The organism is Pirellulales bacterium (assembly GCA_035546535.1).
GTDB lineage: Bacteria > Planctomycetota > Planctomycetia > Pirellulales > JACPPG01 > JACPPG01.
Genome location: DASZWQ010000176.1, coordinates 50,945 through 74,994, shown reverse-complemented (window position 1 = coordinate 74,994; position 24,050 = coordinate 50,945). Strand labels below are relative to the sequence as shown.

At 62.9% G+C, this 24,050-nt stretch carries 8 protein-coding genes; 3 read left to right on the top strand and 5 right to left on the bottom strand.

Annotated features, from left to right (window positions below; genetic code table 11):
- The first annotated feature begins 117 nt into the window (after positions 1-117).
- Together VHD36_20410 and VHD36_20405 are read left to right on the top strand one after the other, a co-directional pair.
- Positions 118-1,587, top strand: coding sequence for a VWA domain-containing protein (locus tag VHD36_20410; protein HVU89704.1), 1,470 nt, complete (start codon positions 118-120; stop codon positions 1,585-1,587).
- Positions 1,588-1,781: 194 nt separating this feature from the next.
- Positions 1,782-2,867, top strand: a complete 1,086-nt coding sequence (locus VHD36_20405; GenBank protein ID HVU89703.1) for a hypothetical protein — start codon at positions 1,782-1,784, stop codon at positions 2,865-2,867.
- A gap of 83 nt (positions 2,868-2,950) precedes the next feature.
- Here the strand turns inward: VHD36_20405 and VHD36_20400 are convergent, their stop codons facing one another.
- Both VHD36_20400 and VHD36_20395 read right to left on the bottom strand, forming a co-directional pair.
- A complete protein-coding gene (locus tag VHD36_20400) occupies positions 2,951-4,099 on the bottom strand; it encodes a glycosyltransferase family 4 protein (protein HVU89702.1) in 1,149 nt (382 codons plus the stop codon).
- A gap of 393 nt (positions 4,100-4,492) precedes the next feature.
- Positions 4,493-13,081, bottom strand: coding sequence for a DUF4082 domain-containing protein (locus tag VHD36_20395; GenBank protein ID HVU89701.1), 8,589 nt, complete (start codon positions 13,079-13,081; stop codon positions 4,493-4,495).
- Between the two features lie 606 nt (positions 13,082-13,687).
- Here VHD36_20395 and VHD36_20390 point away from each other — a divergent pair.
- The gene (locus VHD36_20390; GenBank protein HVU89700.1) at positions 13,688-15,985 is read left to right on the top strand and encodes a glycosyltransferase; all 2,298 of its coding nucleotides are present in this window, start codon (positions 13,688-13,690) and stop codon (positions 15,983-15,985) included.
- A 19-nt stretch (positions 15,986-16,004) separates the two neighbouring features.
- Here VHD36_20390 and VHD36_20385 read toward each other — a convergent pair whose 3' ends face one another.
- From VHD36_20385 to VHD36_20375, 3 genes are all read right to left on the bottom strand, one after another.
- Complete coding sequence (locus tag VHD36_20385) at positions 16,005-17,018, bottom strand: Gfo/Idh/MocA family oxidoreductase (GenBank protein HVU89699.1); 1,014 nt, start codon at positions 17,016-17,018, stop codon at positions 16,005-16,007.
- Between the two features lie 27 nt (positions 17,019-17,045).
- The gene (locus VHD36_20380; GenBank protein ID HVU89698.1) at positions 17,046-18,122 is read right to left on the bottom strand and encodes a formyltransferase family protein; all 1,077 of its coding nucleotides are present in this window, start codon (positions 18,120-18,122) and stop codon (positions 17,046-17,048) included.
- A gap of 183 nt (positions 18,123-18,305) precedes the next feature.
- Positions 18,306-24,002: an Ig-like domain-containing protein gene (locus VHD36_20375; GenBank protein ID HVU89697.1), complete on the bottom strand. Its 5,697-nt coding sequence runs from the start codon at positions 24,000-24,002 to the stop codon at positions 18,306-18,308.
- Positions 24,003-24,050: the final 48 nt, after the last annotated feature.

The window sequence follows — 24,050 nt, the reverse complement described above, 5'->3', positions numbered from 1 at the left end:
CACCGCCTCGGACAATGGATCCGGAGGCAATGCCCGCCCTTGGCCAGCGTGGCGGATGCGCCGCGTCAGACGCGGCCGGAGACAAACGTGCCGGCACTAGTGGGACAGCATATCTTGATGTCGAGAAAGCAGGCGCCGCCGTTGCCTTTCGAGCAATATCGCCGCGCCGCGGCGATCGCACTGGCCGGTTGCTCTGTTTGTCTCGTTTGCGCAACCCTCTGGGCGCCTGCGGCGCTCGCCGTAGACAAGGCCCCGAAGAGCGCCGCGAAAACGGCGGCAAAAAAAGAGGCCGCCGCCGACAACGATGCCAAAGAGGAATTCCGCGCCGCCAAGAAGGACATTCAAACCCGACTGCGCAACAAGCAAGTCTTCGAGCGCATCACGGCCTTGCGCGATGCCGGAAAGTATCCCACGCCCGACGCTGCCAAGCTGATCGTCAGCGTAGGATTGAAGGACGATGCGCCCGAGGTGCGCAGCGCCGCCTACGACACGCTCTTGGATTTCAAAGACAATGCTGAGGTCGCCCGCTACCTGCTGGTTACGGTCGGCAAAGAAACGCGCCGCGGTTCGATCGGGCCGAATGCCTTGCCGATGCTGGCGGTGCTCTTGGCTTCGTCACTGCCAGACGTCGAACACGACGTGACGGCGTACCTGGAGAAGCAGGCCAACGGCCATGACGGGCCCGTGGTGGTTGCGGCGCTCGCCGACGAGTTGGGGGGGCATGGCCAGCCGGACGACGTCACGCAACTGGCAAAGCTTGCCAAGTTATCGGCCTTCGATCGCGAGTTCGGCCTGCGGCGCTCCGTTGTTCAGGCACTGATCAAGATCGGCAGCACGCCGGCCGTCGGGCAGTTGATCGCGATCCTCGAAAAAGTGAAGGGAGAGATTCGCGGCGACATCGTTCAGTATCTCGCCGAGGCCACGGGGCAGGACCTGGGCCTCGATAGCGCGGCCTGGACGCAATGGTGGAAGGATAACGAAAAGACCTTTCAAGCCCCGGGCGCGCCCGTCCAGCGCAAGGACGTGAAGGAATTTGCCGCCGGTCGGCCAGGCGGCCGCGGCACGTCGATGTACTACGGGCTGTCGATCTACGCGCAGAAACTGGTATTCATCATCGACATTTCCAGCAGCATGCTCGGCCCCCGGCTCGACGCGGCCAAGCGCGAATTGCTGCAGGCCATCGACGGGCTGACCGAGGAGACGGAATTCAGCATCGTGGCCTTCAATAGCGACGTTCATCCCTGGCAGCGGCAACTGGTGCCGGCGAATTCCCAGATGAAGCAGGCGGCTTCCCGCTGGGTCAGCCAGCTGCAAGCCAACTCGATGACGGCTTCGTACGACGCACTCGAATCCGGATTGCGATTCGACGCCGAGGCGCTCTACTTCCTCACCGATGGCGAGCCGCATGGCGGCAAGGTCAGCGCTCCGGCCGAAATTGTCGAGTTGATTACGCGGGTCAACTACAGTCGCCGGCTGTCGATCTACACGATCGGCATCGGCGTCGGAGCACCGGGCAGCGTGTTCGACGAATTCTTGTCGGCCCTTGCGAAGCAAAACTGGGGCGTCTATCGGCGCGTCGACCAGTAGTCTGCCGAGAGCGCGGCGCAACGCGTAAACGCGGCGGCTGAATAAGGAGCGATGCTAGCACGCGACTGTCGCCCGCGCTGCGACACGCTAGCATCTGATCGCTCTTGACAATTAAGCCGCGCGGCGGCTATCTGCTGTCGGCCGAATATCGATCACCACGCCCACGCGTTTTTGGAACCGGGAGCTAGCGTCGCATGTCACTGTTGAGCCGCTACCTGAATAAACGCCGTCGTCGAGCCGATCCCTTGCGCGGCTTGGATGAGCAGGCATGGCTGGCACGCCACGCCCGAGCGGCGCCGTGGGCCGTGGCCGTGGTCGAGCCCGAGTGGCGCGGCGTTTATAGTTCGACGGTGAATCTGTTTCCGGCCTGCTTGCCCGTGCTCGATGGGCTGACGAAACGAACGGCCGCGCACATCGCGGAACTGATCCTCGCCACCGGCACGTCGCGCGTGGTTTTCGCCGAGGTGCCGCCGAGCTACATGTATTTGCTCGAAGCGCTCGAGCGCGCACCGCGCAAGATCGACGTCCATGCCACCTGGTACAACAGCTTCATGATCTCCCAGGAGCGCAGTTGGCAGAGGCTCAAGGAACTCAAACACCTGGTCGCGGCGGGGCGCATCAAGAAGATCGGTTTCGCGAAGACCGGCATGGCCGAAGTGTTTCGCCGGCAGAACATTCCCGCCTCGACTGTGCTGCACGGCCTGGCGAAGGTGCCACAGGCGGCGTCTGTGCCGCTCGGCGGCGGGCCACATTTGGGTGTCGCTGCGGTCGATTTATCCGTGTGGCGCAAGTTGCCTTTCGCGGCACTCGCCGCGACGACCGAAATCCCGGGCGCGGTCGTTCACGTGGCCGGGGCCAACGCGCTGGTCGAGGATTTCGCCCGCGAGTTGGGCGTGAACGCCCGCATCCGTCGGCAACCCGTTCCGCAGTCCGAAATCCAGCAGCATTTGCGCTCGATGCACTTGAACTTGTACGTCACGCTCTCGGAATGCTGTCCGATGTTGCCGCTGGAGAGCCTGGCCGAAGGCGTGCCCTGTCTGCTGGGACCGAATTCGCATTTGTTCGACGACTCGGCCTATTTGCGCAGCCGGCTGGTGGTCGAGTATCCCGAGCGGAATGAGATCATCGCCCACTACATTCGTCAGGCGCTGGCCGAGCGCGACGACATCGTGGCGGCCTACAAGCGGTGGGCACCCAAATACTGGCAGCGCGTGCAGGATTCGCTGGCCGAGTTTCTGGATCTGCCCGGCACAGCGCTCGAGTTGCCGGCGGCGGCTTAGCGGCCGGAGCCGTAGGGTGCCCTGTGGGCACCGCAGCCCGAGAACCTTCGTTTGTGGTGCCCATAGGGCACCCTACTGAGGATCTACGCCGCCAATCGCAGCGCTGGCGCACCGATGAGCTCGTTGTACAGATCCAGATGGCGCTCGGCGATCGTCGGCCAGCCATAACTCTGCGCCACGCGCTTGGCCCGCTCGCCACAGCGCTGGGCGAGCGCCTCGTCCTCCCACAAGGTGCCCACGGCCTGCGCCAATTCGGCCGGAGATTCGGGCGGCACCAACAGGCCCGTTTCGCCGGGCATGACCAGGTCCATCATGCCGGGCAGCATGGTCGTAATCACGGCCCGTCCCGCGGCGTAGCTTTCCAGCACGACCAGGCCGAAAGCCTCCCAGGTGCGCGACGGTGTGACCACGAAGCGCGCGTTTTGCAACAGCCACGTCTTGGTGCTTCCCTTGGCCGCGCCGACGAAACGAACGTGGTTCTGCAGTTTCAAGCGGGCGCTCTGCGCTTCGAGCGCGTCGCGTTCGTCGCCGTCGCCGGCGATGACCAGCAATCCGCGGCGCCGCGCGGGAAGCAGCGCCATGGCATCGAGCAGGACGTCGACACCTTTGCGCTCGTGCAGCCGTCCGATGAACAGGAAGTACTCCCCGCGCTGGATGCGGCGGTCGAGCTGCTCGGAACGCGTGGCCTGGTGCAAAAACGGTTCGAGGTGCACGCCGTTGGGTATCGAGACGATGTTTCGCGCCGTCGGGCAGAGTTGCAAAATGCCGTCGTACGTAAAGCGGCTGATCGAGATCAAGGCATCGGCCGCCGCGATGCTGCGCGCGTAGCGCGCCGGCATGCCCGGCTTCGATAAGCGGTACCCCGACAGGTGTACGTCGCCGCCGTGGCTGGTGATCACGGTCGGTATGCCCAGGCTCCCCTGGCACAGCGCGGCTAGGTAACCGCACGGATAGATCGAATGGCAGTGCAGGACGTCAAAACGATGCTGCCGATGCGCGCGACCGAGCCAATGCTTGTACCACTCCATGAAATGGCGCGTCGAGATGAAGCGTGGATGACGCAGCACCGGGTAAGGAAACTCGTGGTCGGCCATCGACAAATGCCGCGGTGGCGGCGCCAGCACGATCGGCTCGTGCCCGAGAGCCATGAAGTTGCGAGCCAAGGCGTCGACGACGACTTCCTGGCCTCCCAAGAGCGGAAGCGCCGAATCCGTGTACAGACAGACGCGCATCGTCGTGGTCCCCCATGGCTAGGACGAATGACGTCTGGACGCGCATTGCTGCCCCCGACGCCATTACCCTGCTCCGATGGCCCGCGCGCAACAATCGCCCCTCGGCCAATCGGACATGGAGTCTCTATCGAGAAACTTTGCCGGTTACTTGAACTGTGCCGGCGCATTCGACCGAGTTTGCCGTGCGACGCCGATTGCGCCGCTAGCAGCCGCACGCCAGCAGAGAGGGCGCGTGCAGGAGGGGTTCCGCACGAGCATCGGTCGAAATCGGCAGCGAGACGCATCCCTGCGCGTCTCGCTGCTTCCCCGAAATCGATCGGCCCCCGCCGATCGATTTCCTTCCTGCCCTATGACGGCTCTGCCTTCTCACCGCATCACCGCTGCGTCATCCGCTTAGCTCGCCAGCGGTGCGAAGATCGGTTCGACCCAGTAATTGCTCGACTGGTAGCTCGAGGTCGGGAAGGCGCTATTGCCGTAGATGAACACGCCGCCATTGGCGGGTACGGTGAACGCTCCGCTGGAGTACGACGACGTGAAGTACGACCGGCTGAACGAGTAATGGCCCACGGTCGTGTGGTAGCTGGCCACGTAGGTCGTGCCGGCCGTGATCGCCACGGGCGTCGAAAAGACCAGAGTCTGCCAACCGCTGGCCGTCTCATTGGTGAACGTGCCGGTCGCCAGCAGTTGCCCGGTGCTGGACCACAGGCTGCCGGTATGGGTGCCGGTGTTGCCCGTGGCCTTGTAGAACTGGATGCCGGTGATGAAACCGTTGGCGTTGGCCGTAAACTTCATGCCGAGTTCGACCGAGGCGGTGTCACCGCTATCGACCGTGGCCGGGGTGGTGGTCGTCGGCCACACGGTGCTGGTGGCGCCGACCTTGGGCATGGTGGTGAACGACGAGAAAATGTTCGTCGCCAGGGCATTGCCCGACGTATCGGCCACGCCGCCCGCTCCGCCAACGACGGTCAGCATGTACGTCATCGAGTTTGCGAGGGCGCTGGTCGGCGTGAAGGTTGCCGTATTGGTCGCTGCGTTGTAGCTGACCGTGCCAGCGACGAGATTGTTGTTCGAATCACGGAGCTGGATCGTGTTGCTCGTGACGCTGGCGACGCTCAAAGCTTCGCTGAACGTGACGGTCACCGCGGCGCTGGTCGCCACATTCGTCGAGGCTCCGGCGGGCGTCACCGACACAACCGTCGGCGGCGTCTTATCCACGGGCGGCGTGTAACTGAACACCGGGGTCACCCAGTAGTTCGTTGACTGGTACGTCGAGGTCGGAACGGCACTGTTGCCGTACACGTACACACCACCATTGGCCGGCACGGTGAGCGGGCCGCTGGTGAAAGATTTCGAGAAGGTGGAATACGTGTACGAATAGTGACCAGACGTCGTGTGGTAGCTGGCTGTGTATGTGGTGCCGGCGGTAATCGCCACCGGTGTGCTAAAGACCAAGGTCTGCCAGCCGCTTGCGGTTTCGTTCGTGAACGTACCGGTAGCCAACAACTGTCCGGTGCTCGACCACAGGCTGCCCGTGTGCGTGCCGGTGTTGGTCGTCGCCTTGTAGAACTGGATGCCGGTGATGAAACCGCTGGTGTTCGCACTGAATTTGACGCCGACTTCGATCGCACGGACGTCACCGCTGTCGGGCGTCGCCGGAGCCGTGCTCGTGGAGAACAAAGTCGCCGTTGCCGTCGACGCGATGGTGGTAAACGACGAGGTGGCGTTAGCAGCCAAGGCGTTGCCGGCCGCGTCCTTCACGCCGCTCGACCCGCCAACGATCGTCAGCGTGTAGGTCATCGAGTTGGACAGAGCACTCGTGGGCGTGAACGTGGCCGTCTTGGTCGAGGCGTTGTAAGTCACGGTGCCGGCCACGAGATTGTTGTTCGAATCGCGCAGCTGGATCGTGCTGGCCGAGATGGTCGCGGCGTTCAGCGCCTCGCTGAACGTGACAGTCACTGTCGCGCTCGTGGCCACACCGGTTGAAGCCCCCGCCGGTGTCACCGACACAATCGTCGGCGGCGTGGTATCGGCCACGGTCGTAAAGGTGGACGTAGCGGTCGAGGCCAGTGCGTTGCCGGCCGCGTCCTTTACGCCGCTTGCGCCGCTGACGACCGTCAACGTGTACGTCGTCAAGTTGGCCAGAGCACTGGTCGGCGTAAACGTGGCCGTATTGTTCGCCGAGTTGTACGTAACGCTGCCGGCCACGAGGTTGTTGTTCGCGTCGCGAAGCTGGATCGTGCTGGTCGTGACGCTGGCCGCACTCAAGGCCTCGCTGAACGAGATCGTGATGGGCGTGTTCACGGCGACGCCGGTCGCGGCGCCAGCCGGCGTGATCGACACGATCGTGGGGGGCGTGGTATCCGGCGGAGCCACGGTGGTGAACGACGAGGTGAAGTTCGCGGCCAGGGCGTTGCCGGCCAGGTCCCTTACGCCGCTCGACCCGCCAACGATCGTGAGCGTGTACGTCATCGAGTTCGACAGCGCACTCGCGGGCGTGAACGTGGCGGTGTTGTTCGACGCGTTGTAAGCGACGGTACCCGCCACGAGATTGTTGTTCGAATCACGCAACTGGACGGTGCTGGCCGATACCGTGGCGGCGGTCAAAGCTTCGCTGAACGTCACGGTGACGGTGGCATTCGTGGCCACATTGGTCGATGCACCGGTCGGCATCACCGACACGACGGTGGGTGGCGTGGTGTCGACCAGGGCGACGGTGGTGAACGACGAGGTGACGTTCGCGGCCAGGGCATTGCCCGCCACGTCCTTTACGCCGCTCGACCCGCTGACAATGGTCAACGTGTACGTCGTCGAGTTCGCGAGCGCGCTTGTCGGGGTAAACGTGGCGCTATTGTTCGTCGAGTTGTACGTGACGGTGCCAGCCACCAGAGTATTGCTCGCATTGCGTAGCTGGATCGTGCTCGTCGTGACGCTGGCCGCACTCAAGGCTTCGCTGAACGAGATCGTGATGGGCGTGTTGATGGCCACTCCCGTGGCCGCGCCGGCGGGCGTCACCGACACAACGGTGGGGGGCGTGGTATCCACCGGAGCGGCGGTGGTGAACGACGAGAAGATGTTCGTCGCCAGGGCGTTGCCGGCCAGATCCTTGACGCCATTTGTCCCACCGACGACGGTCAACATATACGTCATCGAGTTGGCAAGCGCACTGGTCGGCGTGAAAGTGGCTGTCTTCGTCGTCGAGTTGTACGTGACCGTACCGGCGACGAGGTTGTTGTTCGAATCGCGCAGCTGGATCGTGCTGCTGCTGATGCTGGCCACCGTCAAAGCTTCGCTGAACGTCACCGTGACAGGCACGTTCGTCGCCACGCCGGTTGAAGCCCCAACAGGGGTTACCGACACGACCGTGGGTGGCGTAGTGTCGACGGTGGTGAACAGGACGTCGACCCAGTAGTTGCTCGATTGGTAGCTCGACGTCGGGAAGGCGCTATTGCCGTAGACGAACACGCCACCATTGGCGGGCACTTGTAGCGAACCGCTGGTGAACGACGAAGTAAAATACGACCGGCTGAACGAGTAATGCCCAACCGTCGTGTGATAGCTGGCCACGTACGTCGTACCGGCGGTCACCGCCACGGGACTGCTGAAGGTCAAGGTTTGCCAGCCGCTGGCGGTTTCGTTCGTGAAGGTACCGGTGGCCAGTAACTGTCCGGTCGAGGACCACAGGCTGCCGGTATGCGTTCCGGTATTGGTCGTGGCCTTGTAGAACTCGACGCCGGTGATGTAGCCACTGGTGCTGGGGATGAATTTCACACCGACCTCGACGGCGGATTTGTCGCCGCTATCGACAGTCGCGGGCGTAGTGGTGGTAGGCCAGAGGCTCGAAGTCCCCGCCGTGCTGTTGCCGCCCGTGGTTCCCAGGACCGTCGTGAAACTCGACGTCGCATTCGCGGCCAGGGCATTGCCCGCCACATCAGTGACACCGCTGGCGCCCCCGACGACCGTGATCGTATAGATCGCCGAGTTTGCCAGGGCGCTAGTCGGAGTGAGAGTCACCGTGTTGTTCGATGCGTTATAGGTGACCGTCGCCGGAACCACGCTGTTGCTCGAGTCCTTCAGCATCACAGTCGAGGACGTGACCGTGGCGGCATTCAGCGCCTCACTGAACGTGACCGTGATCGCCGAGGTCGTCGATACGTTCGTGGCCGAGTTCGCGGGCGTGAAACCGGTCACCGTGGGCGGCGTGGTATCAGCCGCGGCCGTGGTGAAGGTTTCCGAGACGGTCTGAGCCAGGTTGACGCCGGCAACGTTTTTCAATCCCGGAATGCCGCCGATCGCCGACAACGTGTAGGTATGCGAGTTCGCCAGCGGCGCGAGCGGCGTAATCGTTGCCGTGTTGTTGCTGGAGTTGTAACTGATCGTCGCGGCGACCAAGGTCGAACCGTCCACGATTTGCAGCGTACTGCTGGTGAGCGATAACGGATTGATGGGCTGGTCGAATGTCACGGTGAACGACGAATTGATCGAGACGTTCGTCGCGCCCGCCGACGGCGACATCGATGTCACCTGCGGCGGATTGGTATTGCCCGGTGACAGGCTGAAGATCACGTCGACCCAGTAGTTGCTGCCTGAGTACGTCGACGTGGGGAAGGCATTCGTGGTGCCGTAGGTGAACACACCGCCGTTGGCCGGAACGGTCAACATGCCGCTGGTGTAGGACGAGTTGAAGTAGCCGGTATTGACCGAAAAATGCCCGTTCGGCGCCAGATACGACGCGATGTAAGTCGTACCTGCCGTTACGGCGATCGGCGTACTGAAGGTCAAGGTTTGCCAGCCGCTGGCGGTTTCGTTGGTAAACGTGCCGGTAGCCAGTAGTTGTCCCGTGCTCGACCACAAGCTGCCGGTATGCGTGCCGGTATTGGTCGAGGCCTTGTAGAACTCGATGCCCGTGATGTACCCACTGGTGCTGGGGACGAACTTGACCCCCACGTTCACCGCCTGCGACGAGGATTCGGTCGAGGCGGGCGTCGCCGTCGAGTTCCAAATACTCGTCGGCGGCGGCGCCGCGGCCGTCGTGAAATTCGACGAGAAGTTCGAAGCCAGAGCGTTCCCCGACAGGTCGCGAATGCCGGTCGAGCCGCCGACAATGTATACCGTGTAGCTCAGGCCGTAACTGAGCGGCGTAGTAGGCGTGATCGTGATGCTGTTGGTGGCGGCGTTGTAGGTCGCGGTCGACATGACGCGCGTGACGCCGTTGAGCAGGATGTTCGCCGTCTGACCGTTGATCGTCGCCGCGTTCAGCGGCTCGCTGAAGGTGACAACGATCGATCCATTGACCGTGTAACCGGTCGCACCGTTGGCCGGCGAAGTGTCGATCACGACCGGCGGGGTGGAATCCGGAACCGGAGAACCGGCGGTGGTGAAGGTCGAACCAATGGTCGCGGCCAGCGGATTACCCGCCAGATCGCGCACGCCGAGTGCTCCGCCCGCAACGACCACCGTGTACTGGCTGCCGAAAGCTAGCGGTGAGGTCGGCGTGATGGTGGCGGTGAAAGTCGTCGCGTTGTACGTCACGGTAGTCGGGACCAGGTGGTTGTATTGGTCCATCAGTCGCAGCTGGTTCGCCGTGGCGGTGGTCGGATCGAGCGCTTCGCTGAAAGCGACCGTGATCGAGGGGCTCGTCGAAACGTTCGTCGTGCTCGCTGCCGGCGTAATGCCAAGAATCAGCGGCGGTGTGGTATCGGCCGGCGGCGCCGTTCGCAGAATCGGTTCGACCCAGTAATTGCTGTTGTTGAACGTTTGGGTCGGGAAACCTCCATCGCCATAGAGATACACGCCGCCACCGGCCGGCACCGTGAACGCACCACTGCTGTAGGCCGACGAGAAGTAATTCTGGTCGTCCGCGTAATGCCCAGAATTCGTGTAGTACGAAACGACGTACGTCGTGCCGGCGGTTACCGCCACGGGGCTCGAAAAGATCAATTCCTGCCAGCCGCTCGCGGTTTCACTGGTGAATGTGCCGGTCGCCAGCAACTGCCCGGTCGAGGACCACAGGCTGCCGGTATGAATGCCGATGTTTCCGGCACTCTTGTAGAAACTCACTCCCGCTACGGTGCCGTTGGAACTGGGAACGAACTTCATCCCCACCTCAATCGGGTTGGCATCGCCCGAGTCGACCGTGCCGGGCGTCGTCGTGTTACTCCACACGGTGTTCCAGGTCGAGGCGGGTAGAGCTGGCGTGAGGAACGACTGGGCATTGTCGGTAGCCAGCGTGTTGCCCGCCATGTCGGCAACACCGCTTGCGCCGCCTTTCACCAGGACCGTATAGGTGTTTAACGTCGACAACGGGGCGAGCGGAATGAGCGTGACGGTATCCTGCGTCGCGTCGTATGAGATCGTCGTGGGAACAACCGTGGTTTGCGCCCCTTGGAACAGCGGGCAACCGCTGCACCAGCCGCCCGGCGACCCGCAGCAGCCTGGCGGAACCGTGGTGAGATTGGGATTCAGCAGCTGGAAATTCGTCGCGTTGATCGTGGCGGGGTCAATGGCCTCGCTAAATTTGATCACGATCCCCGAGTCAGTCGACAGTGTCGTCGTGCCATTGGTGGGCGTATACGAGACGACCGTCGGCGGTGTCGTGTCCACGGGGACGTCGGTACTGATCGTGACATCGACCCAGTAGTTCGCCTGCGCGTACGTGGTCACCGGGAAAGTGCTGCCGCCATAGGAGTACAGGCCGTTGGCGCCCGATGGTCCCGACGCCAAACCGTGCAACGGGCCGTTGTCGATCCCCTGCGATGTGAAATACCCGTTCGTTTGCGAGTAGTGCCCATTGGGCGCGTAGTACGAGACGACGTACGGAGTGTTGGCCTTGATCTGCACCGGCGACGAGAAAGTGGCGCTCTGCCAGCCCGAAGCAGTTTCGTTGGTGAAGGTAACGGTGGCCAACAGTACGCCGGTCGAGGTCCACAGGCTGCCGGTATGCGTGCCCGTATTGGCTGCGCTTTTGTAGAAGCGGACGCCCGTCACCACAGCGTCGACGTCGGATTGGAAACGCATACCCAGCGTGATGCTGTTGGCATCGCCGGAATCGATGAGGGTAGGTGTGGTATTGCCGAACAGGTTGTAGGTGGCCACGGCTTGCGGCGGATTGACGGTCACGCCCGGGCCGGGCTTTTCGGTGTTGAGGCTGTCGTCCGTGGCGCGGCTCATGATCGTGAACTGGCCGGCGCTGCGCGGCGTGAACGTATAGCTCCAACTTGTCGTTCCGGTGGCGGGGTGCCAGGTGAGGCCGCCGTCGACCGAGACTTCGACGCCGGCCACTACACCACCGCCGGTGTCCTTGGCCGTGCCCTTGATGGTGACGCTGGCGCCAGCGGCAATCGTGGCCCCGGGGAGCGGCGAGGTGATGGTGGACGTGGGGGCGGTATGGTCGGTCGAGGCCGTGGCCGCGACCATTCCTTTCATCATCGTCGCCGGTTGCACGCCCATGTCGGCGAACAGGTTGATCGTGGCCTGTTGCAGGTTCTTGTCGACGGCGCCTTCGTAGACGTCGTGATCGTTGTCGAGACCCCAGGAGTACTGGACGGTACCGGCGCTGAAGACGATCGCGCCGCTGGACGCCCGATACTCCGTCATGTTTTGCGTGATCGTCGCCGCGGCGAACGTGGCGCCGTAATCTTGCAGCACCGACGAGGCATTGACGGTCGTCGCTGACAGATCGATCAAACCTGCCGGGCGGAAACCGTTATCGATATCCGAATCGGCCTCGTATCCCAGCGTGTGGTCACCGACGGTCAAGGTTTTGCTGCCGGTGAGCGAGGCGACGGCCGTGTTTCGCCAGAAACGCAGGGCCGCGTAATTCGACGTCAGCGTGAAGCTGGTCGAACTGGTGGCGTCGGTCGTGAGCGCGTTCATCGTCCACAGGGTGCCGGTCAACGAGTTCTGTGCGATGCCGCCATCCAAGGGAGGGCTGAAGCGAGGATCGGCCCAGGTGCCGGTCCAGACGCCCGACGGGTCGGTCAAGGAGTCATCGAGCGTCTCCTTGTAGCAGACCATCGTCCCGTACGGATCGCCGGCATCGTCCGCGATCCAGCGCGTCTTCCAGAAAACTTCGTTGCCGCTGAAGAACGCCAGATTTACGCCGTCGGCAAGCGCGTTCTCGACGCCGTAGAACTGCTCGCTCGACCAATATTCGTCGTGACCGACCGACAGGAAGACTTTGTGGTTGACGATGTCGGCGCCACTGGTCATGGCGATGTACTGACCGCTCGTGTAGCTGACGTCGTACCCGTTCTCTTCCAGGTAACGGACCATCGGGTATTCGTCGGCGAAGAAGAAATTCTGCTGGCTCGTCGTGCGGTTGGCGAACGGCCGTTCATAGCTGACGGCGTAAGCGCGGCCTGCCGGGTAGTCGGGCGTGTACAGGCTCGTGCCGCCCCAGGTGTTGTAGGCTTCCCAGGTCGTGTCCGAGGTTTGGAACAGCAAGTCCGAGGTGCTGGCGTCGTCGCGCACCACGAAGATGATCTGATTCTCGCCGTAGGTGCCGTCGTCGCGAATGATGTCCGCGACGTACACGCCCGAAACGGCCGTGGTCGGCACGTTCCACGAGGCAGAGACGTGCCAGTTGCTGGCGTCGGTGGAGTTGGTCGCCAGATCGAAGTTCGGATCCGGCTGATCCGACAGATCGGTCGGCTGGATCGTCGTGATCAGCCGCGCGCCGTCGCCCTGGTAGTAGCCGATGCGATAGATGTCGAGGTGGTAAGCGCTGGCATCGGTATTGACTTTGAACTGTACGGTTTGGCCCACGTCGACGCTGAATTGCGCGGCGAAGCCTTCGATGTTGCTCGAAGGATCGGGCACGTCCCACACGCTTTCCGGCGTGCCGGGAAGCTGGTTCTCGGCCACGATCGGATTGACCGAGAACATGTACCGCTCTTCCAGCGGCTCCAAGAAGATCTTCCGCGAGGTACGGGTGAGAAAACGACGGCGCTGTGCGGCCTTCTTAGGCTTGCGTCTGGGTGACATGGTAGGCAGGTGGGGGTAGCGAGGAGATGAGGGGAAGCGACACCGACCGCATCCAGGCGGCTTTGCCAACGGGGGTTGGCTCGATCGGCGGGCAAAGCGACGTGCGGGAGGAAGGGAGTCCGCACGCTCGAGAGTGACCGTTCCGTGGGCCACCCTCGAACGCTCATGTTGATGTGGGATGACTAGGAAAACAAGTGGGCTGAGCGATCTTGCAGGAACTAAGTAGAATTTTCCGATGGAAAATTCGCCCCATCCGGAATGAGCCGCGAATCTCCGACGAAATCGAGCCGAAAATCCCCCCGTTTGGCCAGCACACGGCCCGGTTCTGACCTATGCAGGGAAGCAACGAACGCGCAACGACCTGGGAGCAAAGAGAGCCATGAGGCCCCACCGCGCGACACCGCCCCGGGGCGCGATCCAAGACTTCGGGCTCACGCTGCCTCCGCCACGGTGCATCTCAAGTGGCGTCGCTAAACGGCCGAATGATGCGATTGGATAAACCTTGCGGGCATGCTGGCGATCATTTGCCAGCAAGCGCAAACACTACGGACGGAAATCAAAGGCCTTGCGCGGCTGCGCGGCATGGTCACCTTTCAGGACGGCTCCATGAGCACCGACAGAAAGCCGAAGCTCCTGTGGTTGCGGTTTCTGCAGCCGAAGCTCCCCTCGTTCGTGCAACTGCACATGCGCGAGCAGGAACGGTGCATGTCGCAGTACTTTGATTTGACCCTCGTCAACGAGCGGTCATGCGACTACCAGCAGCTCTGCGACCAGCACGAGCCCGATCTGGCCATCTTCGAAACCGGCGTCTACACGGTGCAGGCCGAGGTGAAAAACACGGACTACAGTCCGCAGGTTCCGAAGCTGGGCTTCGTGCATTGCGATGCGTACTGCCCGACACGCAAGACGGCGATCGCGAACATGGCGAATTGGGGCGTGGCGGGCTACTTCGGCATTTCGGTCTCGATGGCCGAATACACGCCATCAATTGCCGGCGACATGTTCGTGTGGCCCAATTTCGTGACCCCGGAAGTGTTTCGCGATTACGGCTTGGCGAAGGTTGTGCCCATCCTGTTCACCGGCAGCCAGGCGACGCATTACCCGTGGCGCAGCCGCATCGCTCGGATCGTATCGCGTCACTACCCGACCTTACACAGCCCGCACTTCGGCTGGTGCTGGAAGAAAGCAAAGCCGCGCACGTCAGGTTTCCTGGAGGGGGTAAAGTACGCCCAGTTGCTGAATTCCTCGTACATCGCCCCCACGTGCGGCACGATCGCCAACGAAGTCGTGCGCAAGCACTTCGAGATCCCCGCCTGCAATAGCTGCTTGTTGACCGAGAAAACGCCCGGCCTCGAGGCTGCTGGTTTTCGAGACATGGTCAATTGCGTCTACACCGACGAAAACGACGTGCTCGACAAGCTCGAATGGCTTTTCGAGCACCCGGAGGAACTCGCGCGGATTACCGCCGCTGGGAAGGCGCTGGTCGATTCTCGACACACGATTCACCACCGAAACCAGGTCTTTGACTGGTTCAACTTGCATCGGCGACTAAAACCGGGGCAGCGCGTCGTGCAGCCGGGCCCGTTCGAGCCGATGCGCATTTCAGAAATCGCCTCCGGCGAGGCTAACAGGCACGCCGCGGCCAACGCCGTCGACGGCGCTTTGCTGGCTGCCGGCAACCAGCGGCTACGCGCGGGGGACTACGCCGAGGCGGAACGCCTCTACCGCGCGGGCCTGAACTACCATCAGCCGCCGATTCTCGACCATAAGTTCGCCCTGGTGAAGTGCCAGCTTCACCAAGGCAAGTCCGCCGAAGCGCTCGCCACGATGCGCGAGCACTTCCCCAGCCACCAGTCGACGAGCGAGCAAGGTTTCGAGCCCGACCCAACGGAATGGGCCTGGTTCCTCGTCACGCTCTTGTGCCACGGCAACCGCCGCGAGGCGGCGTTACGCGCCGCGCAATTTCCACACGTGCGTAACGCGGAACTGGATCGTGCGCGCCAGGCAGTCGCAGCCGCGTGTCAGCAATCGTCCTTTGTCGCATCGAACGACACCTTGCCGCAGGAACGTCCGACCGTGCATCGTACGCCCTGCGCACCGCCCGAAGAGTGGACGGCCAGCTTGCGCACGATGCTCGTCGCTTGCGGACAGCAGGGGCTTGCGGAATTGCAAACTGGGACGAGTATGCCGCGGCCGGTCGAAAAGATGCAACTTCCTGCGTCTACTCCCGCGAAGTCAAAACAGAAATTGCCGGTCAGCCAGACGCTGCTCTATCACTCGCTGAACGCCCAGAGCCGCTTGGCCCGCCGCGGCAAGAAACTACAAGACCGCTGGCACCGTGTCGTGCAAAAAGTCCAGCACGCACTCTATACTCCTGCGCCCGACCCGTTTGCTGCCGACGCAGCAGAAATGATCCGGCTGCTCACGCGCGAAGAGATCGGGTGCGGCGTGCTCGTCGGCGCCGCGCAGGGCTCGTGGCTGTCCGAAGCGTTCATGCGAGCCATGACAGCCAGCCCGCATCGGCCGCCGGTCATCTGCGTCAACCGCTCGACCGACGGGTTCGCCACGTTTCATCGCCAGCATGCCCATGAGTCGGGCGTGGAATTTCGCTACCTGCCGTCCGACGGCACGGCGACGCTGGAAGGTGGCGAAGCGTCAGGGCTGCTCGTGATCGAGCAACCGGATTTGCTCGAAAATCCCGGGCAGACATGTGCCGCCGCGCAGTTGATCGTAGTTCGGCAGATTCTCTCGGCGGCGGGCCATGCCTGTCATCACGCGCTGACCGCCGGCGAGACGCACGATCTGGTCATGCACGAGCCGGCGGCGAGCCATCAGTACGCGATTTTCCGTCGTGCGACGGGCGGAGCTTGCGCGTCGGCGGTCCCGCTGCGACGCGCCGCCTGACCCAGGCGACGAAGTCGGCTTACAGCGTGATCCGGCCCCCTTGCGCTTTGATGCTGCGCTGGGCCGCGTCCAGAATCTGCACCACCCGCAGACCCGATTGACCGCTGGTCAGCGGCTCTTTGTGGTCGCGTATGCACTCGGCAAAGTGCTTGACCATCAAGGCCAGCGGCTCGGAATGTGCAATATGCGGCGACCAGACGTCGCCGGTCCGATAGCCCACGAGCACGCCACGGCGGGCGTCGATGTCACCGTTCACCGTGATGCCGCGATCGTAGACCTTCACCTTCTCGGCCGGCTCGAGATCGTCGTAGACGATGCTCTTGCGGCTGCCGCCGATAATGAAATGTCGGACTTTCACCGGGCTCAGCCAATTGACATGGAACGAAGCCAGCAGGCCATCGCCCATGTCGAGATTCAGATACGCGACGTCCTCGATCTCGCGCACGTTGTCGGCGTGCGAAGTCCCGAACGCCGACAAGCTCTTGGGCAGCCGGCCAATCAGGAAATCGAGAATCGAAAGGTCATGCGGCGCAAGATCCCAAACCACGTTCACGTCGTGCTGGAACAGGCCGAGGTTGATCCGCACGCTGTCGATGAAGTACAGGTCGCCGATTTCGCCCGACTCGATCAATTGCTTGATCTTTTGCACCGGTCCGCTGTAGATGAACGTGTGATCGACCATCAACACCCGGTCGAGGTCCTTGGCGACTCGCACGAGCTCCTTGGCCTCCTGGACCGAGGCGGCGAGCGGCTTTTCCAGCAATACGTGCTTGCCAGCACGCAGCGCCGCCAGGCCCATCGGTGCGTGCGTGGCGACCGGCGTGGCAATTGCCACGGCGTCGATATCACCGCGGGCGAGCAGCTCGTCGAGTTCGCGGATCGGCTGCACTTCGGGCAGCCCGGCGATTGCCTTTTTCAGCCGCGCCTCGTCCCGATCGCAAACGGCCACGAGTTGCGTGTCGGGACAGACGTTGAAATTACGAATCAGGTTCGGGCCCCAGTAGCCGGCGCCGATTACGCCCACTCGAATCATCTTCACATCCTTGTTGCGGCCGAAAGATCACGCCGAAGCGCGCCTCGGCAAGGGAATCCGGTCCGCGCCCTCCGCGGCGCCGGCCTGCGTTTCGTCTGAAGCGCCAAGGCGGCGAATCAGCTGTTCCAGCTCCTCGACGCGCGTGCGCAAACTCACGATTTCGTGCGAATGATTCATCCCCAAGGATTCTCGGACGCTCGTCAGCACGACCGCGGCCGGTTGCTCGGGCTCGGCGCCGCGCTGCACGCGCGCAATGCGCAATACCCCTTCGCCGCACAACACGTCGGCCGTTCCGGTCGCCGGATCGCGATCAAAGACCCGCCCGATCACGCGCCCTTCGAATTTCTTCGGGTTTGGTAATGCGTGGGCATCGAGGATCGACAGCTCGCGCCCCTGGTAATAGGTGAAAGCGCCCGGCCCGGGGCGCCCTAGCGCGCGCACCAGCCGATCGATGCTTTCGCTCGACTCATGCCAGTTGATTTCCCCGTCTTGCGGTCGGCGCGAGCAGGCATAGCTGGCTAGTTCCTCGCATTGGACGCGGGGGCTCAGCGTGCCCGCCCGGGCGCCGTCGAGAAAACGCTCGAACAGCCGTACGGAGACTTCCGCGATCCGCTCCTGAATCGACGCAAAGCTTTCACGCGGAGCAGGCTCGATCTTTTCTTGAAAATAGATCACACCGGCGTCCACTTCATCGGTGAGTTGAAAGAGCGTTGCGCCCAAGCGCTCGTGCCCCAGGATCATGCCCCAGTTCGTCGGCGCAAACCCGCGCAGGCGCGGCAGCAGGGAATCGTGTACCGCAATGCCACCACGTGGCGTCGCGGCCAGCATGCCGGGCGGAATGAGCGTGCGCCAACCCAGGCAGAAGATCACATCCGGCGCCAGGCGACCGACGACGTCGGCCGCGTGGTTCTCGGTGATCTTGCGCGTGGCTTTGCACCACACGTTGCGCGACGCAAACAGGGACGCAATGTGCTCGGCGTACTTCGGAGCCTCGTGGGCGTCTTCCTCGTAGACAAAGGCGCCGACGATGTTCTCGCCGCGCTCGAGCAGGCGTTGCGCAAGTCGATAGCCGCGGTACATACCGCCCACAAAAAGAATTCGCATCGGAACCTTCCGGCCGGAGAAAGGGATCGGCGACCTTCGCTAATGTCGCGAGCGGCAAGACAATAGATGCGGTGCCGCAACGCGCCAAGGGCACTCGGCCGGCTCTCGGCAAGCTCGCAAAGGCCGACGCTGGCATTGCTGGCATGGCGAGGATTAGGCAACCGTTGGCCACTCCACGGCCGATCAGCTACCGATGGGTCGGAAGATCGGCTCGACCCAGTAGTTGGTTGCCATGTAGCTCGCCGTGGGGAAGGCGCTGTCGCCGTAAGAATAGACGCCACCATTCGCCGCGACGGTAAGCACTCCGCTGGAATAGGGCGAAGCGAAGTACGAGTGGGTGTACGCGTAGTAGCCTACGTTCGTGTGGTAGCTGGCCACGTAGGTCGTGCCCGCGGTGATGGCCACGGGATTATCAAAGACCAGGGTCTGCCAGCCGCTGGCAGTCTCATTCGTGAAAGTGCCTGTGGCCAGCAATTGCCCTGTCGACGACCACAGGCTGCCGGTATGCGTGCCGGTATTGTTCGTCGATTTATAGAATGAGATGCCGGTGATGAAGCCATCGGTGCTGGCAGTGAATTTAACCCCGACTTCGATCGCTCGGTTGTCGCCGCTATCGGGCGTTGTCGGCGTGATGGTAGCGTCCCACAAAGCGGTGGCCGTCCCCAAAGCGGGTACCGTCGTGAACGACGAGAAAGTGTTGGCGGCCAGGGGATTGCCGGCAAGGTCTTTGACGCCACCCGCGCCACCGACGACGGTCAGCACGTAGGTCATCGAGTTGGCTAGTGCGGTGATGGGTGTCAAGGTGGCGGTATTCGTCGCAGCGTTATAGCTCACCGTTGCTGGAACCAGGTTGTTGTTCGCGTCGCGCAATTGGAGCGTGCTGCTCGTGACGCTGGCAACGGTTAACGCCTCGCTGAACGTAACCGTGATCGGCGAATTCGTGCCCACGCCCGTCGAAGCGCCGACCGGTGTCACCGAGACGACCGTCGGCGGTGTCGTGTCCACCGGCCTGATCGTGGTGAACAGGACGTCGACCCAGTAGTTGCTCGCCTGGTACGACTGCGTGGGGAAGGCGCCGCTGCCGTACATGTAGACGCCCCCGCTGGGGAGCACTTGCAAGGAGCCACTCGTATAGCCCGAGGTGAAATACGAGCGCGTCACGGAGTAATGTCCCGCCGGGGCGTAATAGCCCGCCACGTACGTCGTGCCGGCGGTGATTGCCACGGGGCTCGCAAAGGTCAAGGTCTGCCAGCCGCTGGCGGTTTCGTTCGTGAAGGTGCCGGTGGCGAGCAACTGTCCCGTCGACGACCACAGGCTGCCGGTATGCGTGCCGGTGTTGGCCGCGGCCTTGTAGAACTCGACGCCCGTAACGTAGCCGTTGGCGGTGGCGGTGAACTTGACGCCCAGCTCCACGGCTTGACCGTCACCACTGTCGACTGTCGAGGGGACTGTGCCAGTCGACCACAGTGTGCTGTTCGGGCTGGGCGCGCCCGCCGTCGTGAACGACGAGAAGATGTTCGAGGCCAAAGCGTTGCCGGCCAAATCCTTCACGCCGCTGGCACCGCCGACCACGGTCAATACGTACGTCGTCGAGTAGGCAAGCGCGCTCGTCGGCGTAAACGTGACCGTGTTGTTCGTCGCGTTATAGCCGACCGTGCCGGCCACGAGATTATTGTTCGCATCGCGCAGCTGGATCGTGTTGGTCGTGACGCTGGCGGCGCTCAATGCCTCGCTAAAGGCGATCGAGACCGGTGAAGTCGTCGGCACGTTGGTCGAGGCGCCGGTCGGCGTTACCGACACGATCGTCGGCGGTGTGGTGTCTACCGGCGCTACGGTGGTGAACAGCACATCGACCCAATAGTTCGTCCCCAGGTACGACTGCGTGGGGAAGGCGCTGTTGCCGTAAACGTACACGCCGCCGTTCACCGGCACGTTCAGCGCGCCATTGGAGTACGGGGCGCTGAAGTACGAGTGCGTAAAGGCGTAGTGACCAACAGTCGTGTGGTAGCTGGCCACGTACGTGGTGCCGGCCGTGATGGCGACGGGCGTATTGAGGACCAAGGTCTGCCAGCCACTGGCGGTCTCGTTCGTAAAGGTGCCCGTGGCCAGCAACTGACCGGTGCTCGACCACAAACTGCCGGTATGCGTACCCGTATTGGCGGCAGCCTTGTAGAACTCGATGCCCGTCACGTAGCCGTTCGTACTGGCGGTGAATTTGACGCCGACTTCGATGGCGCTGTTTTCGCCGCTGTCAGGATTCGTGGGCACCGTGCTCGCCGGCCACAGGCTGCTGGTCGCGCTGGGGGCCGCCACGGTCGTGAACGACGAGAAAGTGTTGGCGGCCAGGGCATTGCCCGCCAGGTCCTTGACGCCAGCCGATCCGCCGACCACGGTTAGCATGTACGTCATCGAGTTTGCCAGGGCACTCGTCGGCGTAAGGATCACGGTGTTTGTCGACGCGGTGTAAGAGATTGAGGTCGCGACGAGATTGTTGTTCGCGTCGCGCAACTGGAACGTGCTGTTGCTGATCGTCGCTTCGTTCAGGGCTTCGCTAAACCGCACGATTACCGAAGCGCTCACGGCGACGCCCGACGAAGCTCCCACGGGGATCACTCCCACGATCGTCGGCGGCGTGGTGTCTGCTGGCGCTGCGGCGACAGTGGTGAACGACGAAAAGATGTTCGTAGCCACGGCGTTGCCAGCCACGTCCTTCACGCCATTTGCCCCGCCGACGACCGTCAGCATGTACGTCATCGAGTTCGCCAGGGCGCTCGTGGGCGTGAGGATCACTGTGTTCGTCGCCGAGCTATAGGCAATCGTTGTCGCGACGAGATTGTTATTCGAATCGCGCAGCTGGAACGTGCTCGCGGTGATCGTTCCGGGGTTCAGAGCTTCACTGAACTTCACCGTCACCGGCGTATTCACGGCCACACCAGTCGAAGCGCCGACGGGCGTCACCGCCACAACGGTCGGCGGCGTGGTATCCGCCGGTGCCCCAGCCACGGTGGTAAACGACGAAAAGATGTTCGTCGCTACGGCATTGCCGGCCAGGTCCTTCACGCCACTCGCCCCGCCGACGATGGTCAACATGTACGTCATCGAGTTCGCCAGGACACTCGTGGGCGTAAGGACCACGGTGTTCGTCGACGGCGTGTAAGCGATCGAGGTCGGGACGAGATTGTTGTTCGCGTCGCGCAACTGGAACGTGCTGCCGCTGATGGTGGCTCCGTTCAGAGGTTCACTGAACCTGACGATCACCGGCGCGTTAACGGCTACGCCCGTCGAAGCTCCGATCGGGATCACTCCGACGACCGTCGGCGGCGTGGTATCTACCGGCGCCCCGGCTACCGTCGTGAACGACGAAAAGATATTCGTTGCCAGCGCATTGCCGGCCAGGTCCGTGACGCCGCCCGTGCCACCGACGACGGTCAACATGTAGGTCATCGAGTTCGACAGCGCGCTCGTCGGCGTCAGAATCACCGTCTTCGTCGCCGAGCTATAGGCGACCGTCGCCGCGACGAGATTGTTGTTCGAGTCGCGCAGCTGGAACGTACTTGTGCTGATAGTCGCGGGGTTCAAGGCTTCGCTGAACGCCACCGTGACCGGAGTATTCACGGCCACACCGGTCGAGGCGCCGACGGGCGTCACGGCAACGACGGTCGGCGGCGTAGTATCTCCAGCGACCGTCGTGAACGATGAAAAGATATTCGTTGCCAGCGCATTGCCGGCCACATCCGTCACGCCGCCAGCGCCGCCCACAATCGTGAGCATGTAAGTCGTCGAGTTCGATAGCGCGGCGCTAGGAGTAAAGGTCGCGGTGAAGTTCGCCGTGTTGTACGTGACCGTGCCGGCGACCAGGTTATTGTTCGCGTCGCGCAGCTGGATCGTATTCGTCGTGACGCTGGCGACGCTCAAAGCTTCGCTGAACGTCACCGTCACTGGCGTATTTACCGAAACCCCCGTCGACGCGCCCAGCGGTGTTACCGACACGACAGTCGGCGGCGTAGTATCCCCAGCGACCGTCGTAAACGACGAAAAGATATTCGTGGCCAGCGCGTTGCCGGCCAGGTCCGTTACGCCGCCCGTGCCGCCGACCACCGTCAGCATGTACATCATCGAGTTCGATAGCGCGCTGGTGGGCGTAAACGTAGCCGTTTTGGTCGCCGCGTTGTAACTGACGGTGCCGCTCACCAGGTTGCCATTCGAATCGCGCAGCTGGATCGTGCCGCTATTGACCGTCGACACGTTCAGCGCTTCGCTGAACGTCACGGTGACGACCGCGCTCGTGGCCACGCCCGTCGAGGCGCCGATCGGCGTTACCGAGACCACGGTCGGCGGCGTGGTGTCCGGTGGAGGGGCCGCGACCGTGGTGAAAGACGAGAAGATATTCGTCGCCAACGAGTTGCCGGCCAGATCCGTCACGCCGCCGGCGCCCCCCACGATCGTCATCATGTACATCATCGAGTTCGACAGGGAACTCGTCGGCGTGAGCGTCGCGGTTTTCGTCGCGGCGTTGTACGTGACCGTGCCGGCGACCAGGTTGTTGTTCGAGTCGCGCAGCTGGATCGTACTCGTGGTCACGCTCGAGGGATTCACGGCTTCGCTGAACGTCACCGTCACAGGCGTGTTTACGGACACGCCCGTCGAGGCGCCGAGCGGCGTCACGGCCGCCACCGTCGGCGGCGTCAGATCGTCGTGCGACAAGTCCAGCGTCATCGTCTTCGGCGAAGGGTCGAGATTGACTCCGCCGCCGGCGGTGCTGCCGTCGTCTTCAACCTGGAACGTGAACGCTGTGGAGCTGGCTCCGCCGGGGTTCGAGGAGATGGTGTAAACGAGTTTATTGGCCGCGATGTCAGCGACCGACACGAACTGCCCGGCCGTGACCGGCGTGCCGTTGTCGGTCAGCGTGCCCAGGGCCGGAAGGCTCGTGACCTTCACGGCCGCAAAGTTGTTGGCTGGCGAGTCGGATGGATCGCTGAAACCGAATTCGCCCACCGTAAACGTGACCGAAGCGCCCTGGGCGACGGTGATGGTGTTCGAGGTGCCGACGGGGGCATGATCGACGCCGATAATGTTGAGAATCTGGCTGCGATAAACCGACAGGTCGGCCATGTACGTGATATCGCCGAAAGCCGAGGCCCCGATCGGCTCGCCGGGAAGGGTGCTGATCGAGAACATGATGCCGACGAGTTGCCAGTTGCCGCTGGCATCCTTATGAAACACGCCGCCGCCGGAGTCTCCCCAGGAGCCGGTCCCTTCGTTGGCGACATTGGCCGTGAATTGCGTGGCAAAGGCGGTTTCGGAATCGGTGTCAACACCTTGCGCGAAGCCGACCTGACTAATGACATTCGTCCCCCAACGAATGTTCTGCATCGAGGTGTTCCACAGATACCCGGCGTACGACGATGGCGTTGCCGACGGCTGCCAGGACGAGGTCCAATAGACTTCGCTCGACTGGCGGTCGCGGCCGTTGCCGATCATGATCACATTCCAGCCGACGGCCGGCGCGGCGCTGCCGATCGAGACCGAGGGCAAGTCGGGCCGTCCGTCAATCTGATACAACGTCAGATCCGTGGTGGTCGTATAGCCGGCGCCCGGCGGGTTCAGGAGTTGGACCGCTGAGTTAGCCACCGCGTTGTAAAGGGTGCCGTTGAACCAGGTGGCACCCGCGCCCACATGCGTCGCGGTCAAGACCCAGCCATCCCCCAAGTAAACAGCGCTGCCGCTACCGCGAATGCCGATGTTGGCAAAACCGGGATCGTCGGTCGGGGGCGTCGTGTTCTGCGAACCGTCGCCGCCGGCGACGATCGTCAATGCGATGCGATCTTCGAGCTGCTCGAAGCGCAAGCGGCGCGCGTGCAAACCGGGCCGCCGGGGCACCGGGGCGTCGCGCCAGGCATCGCCAGAGAATAGCCAATCAAGAAGCAT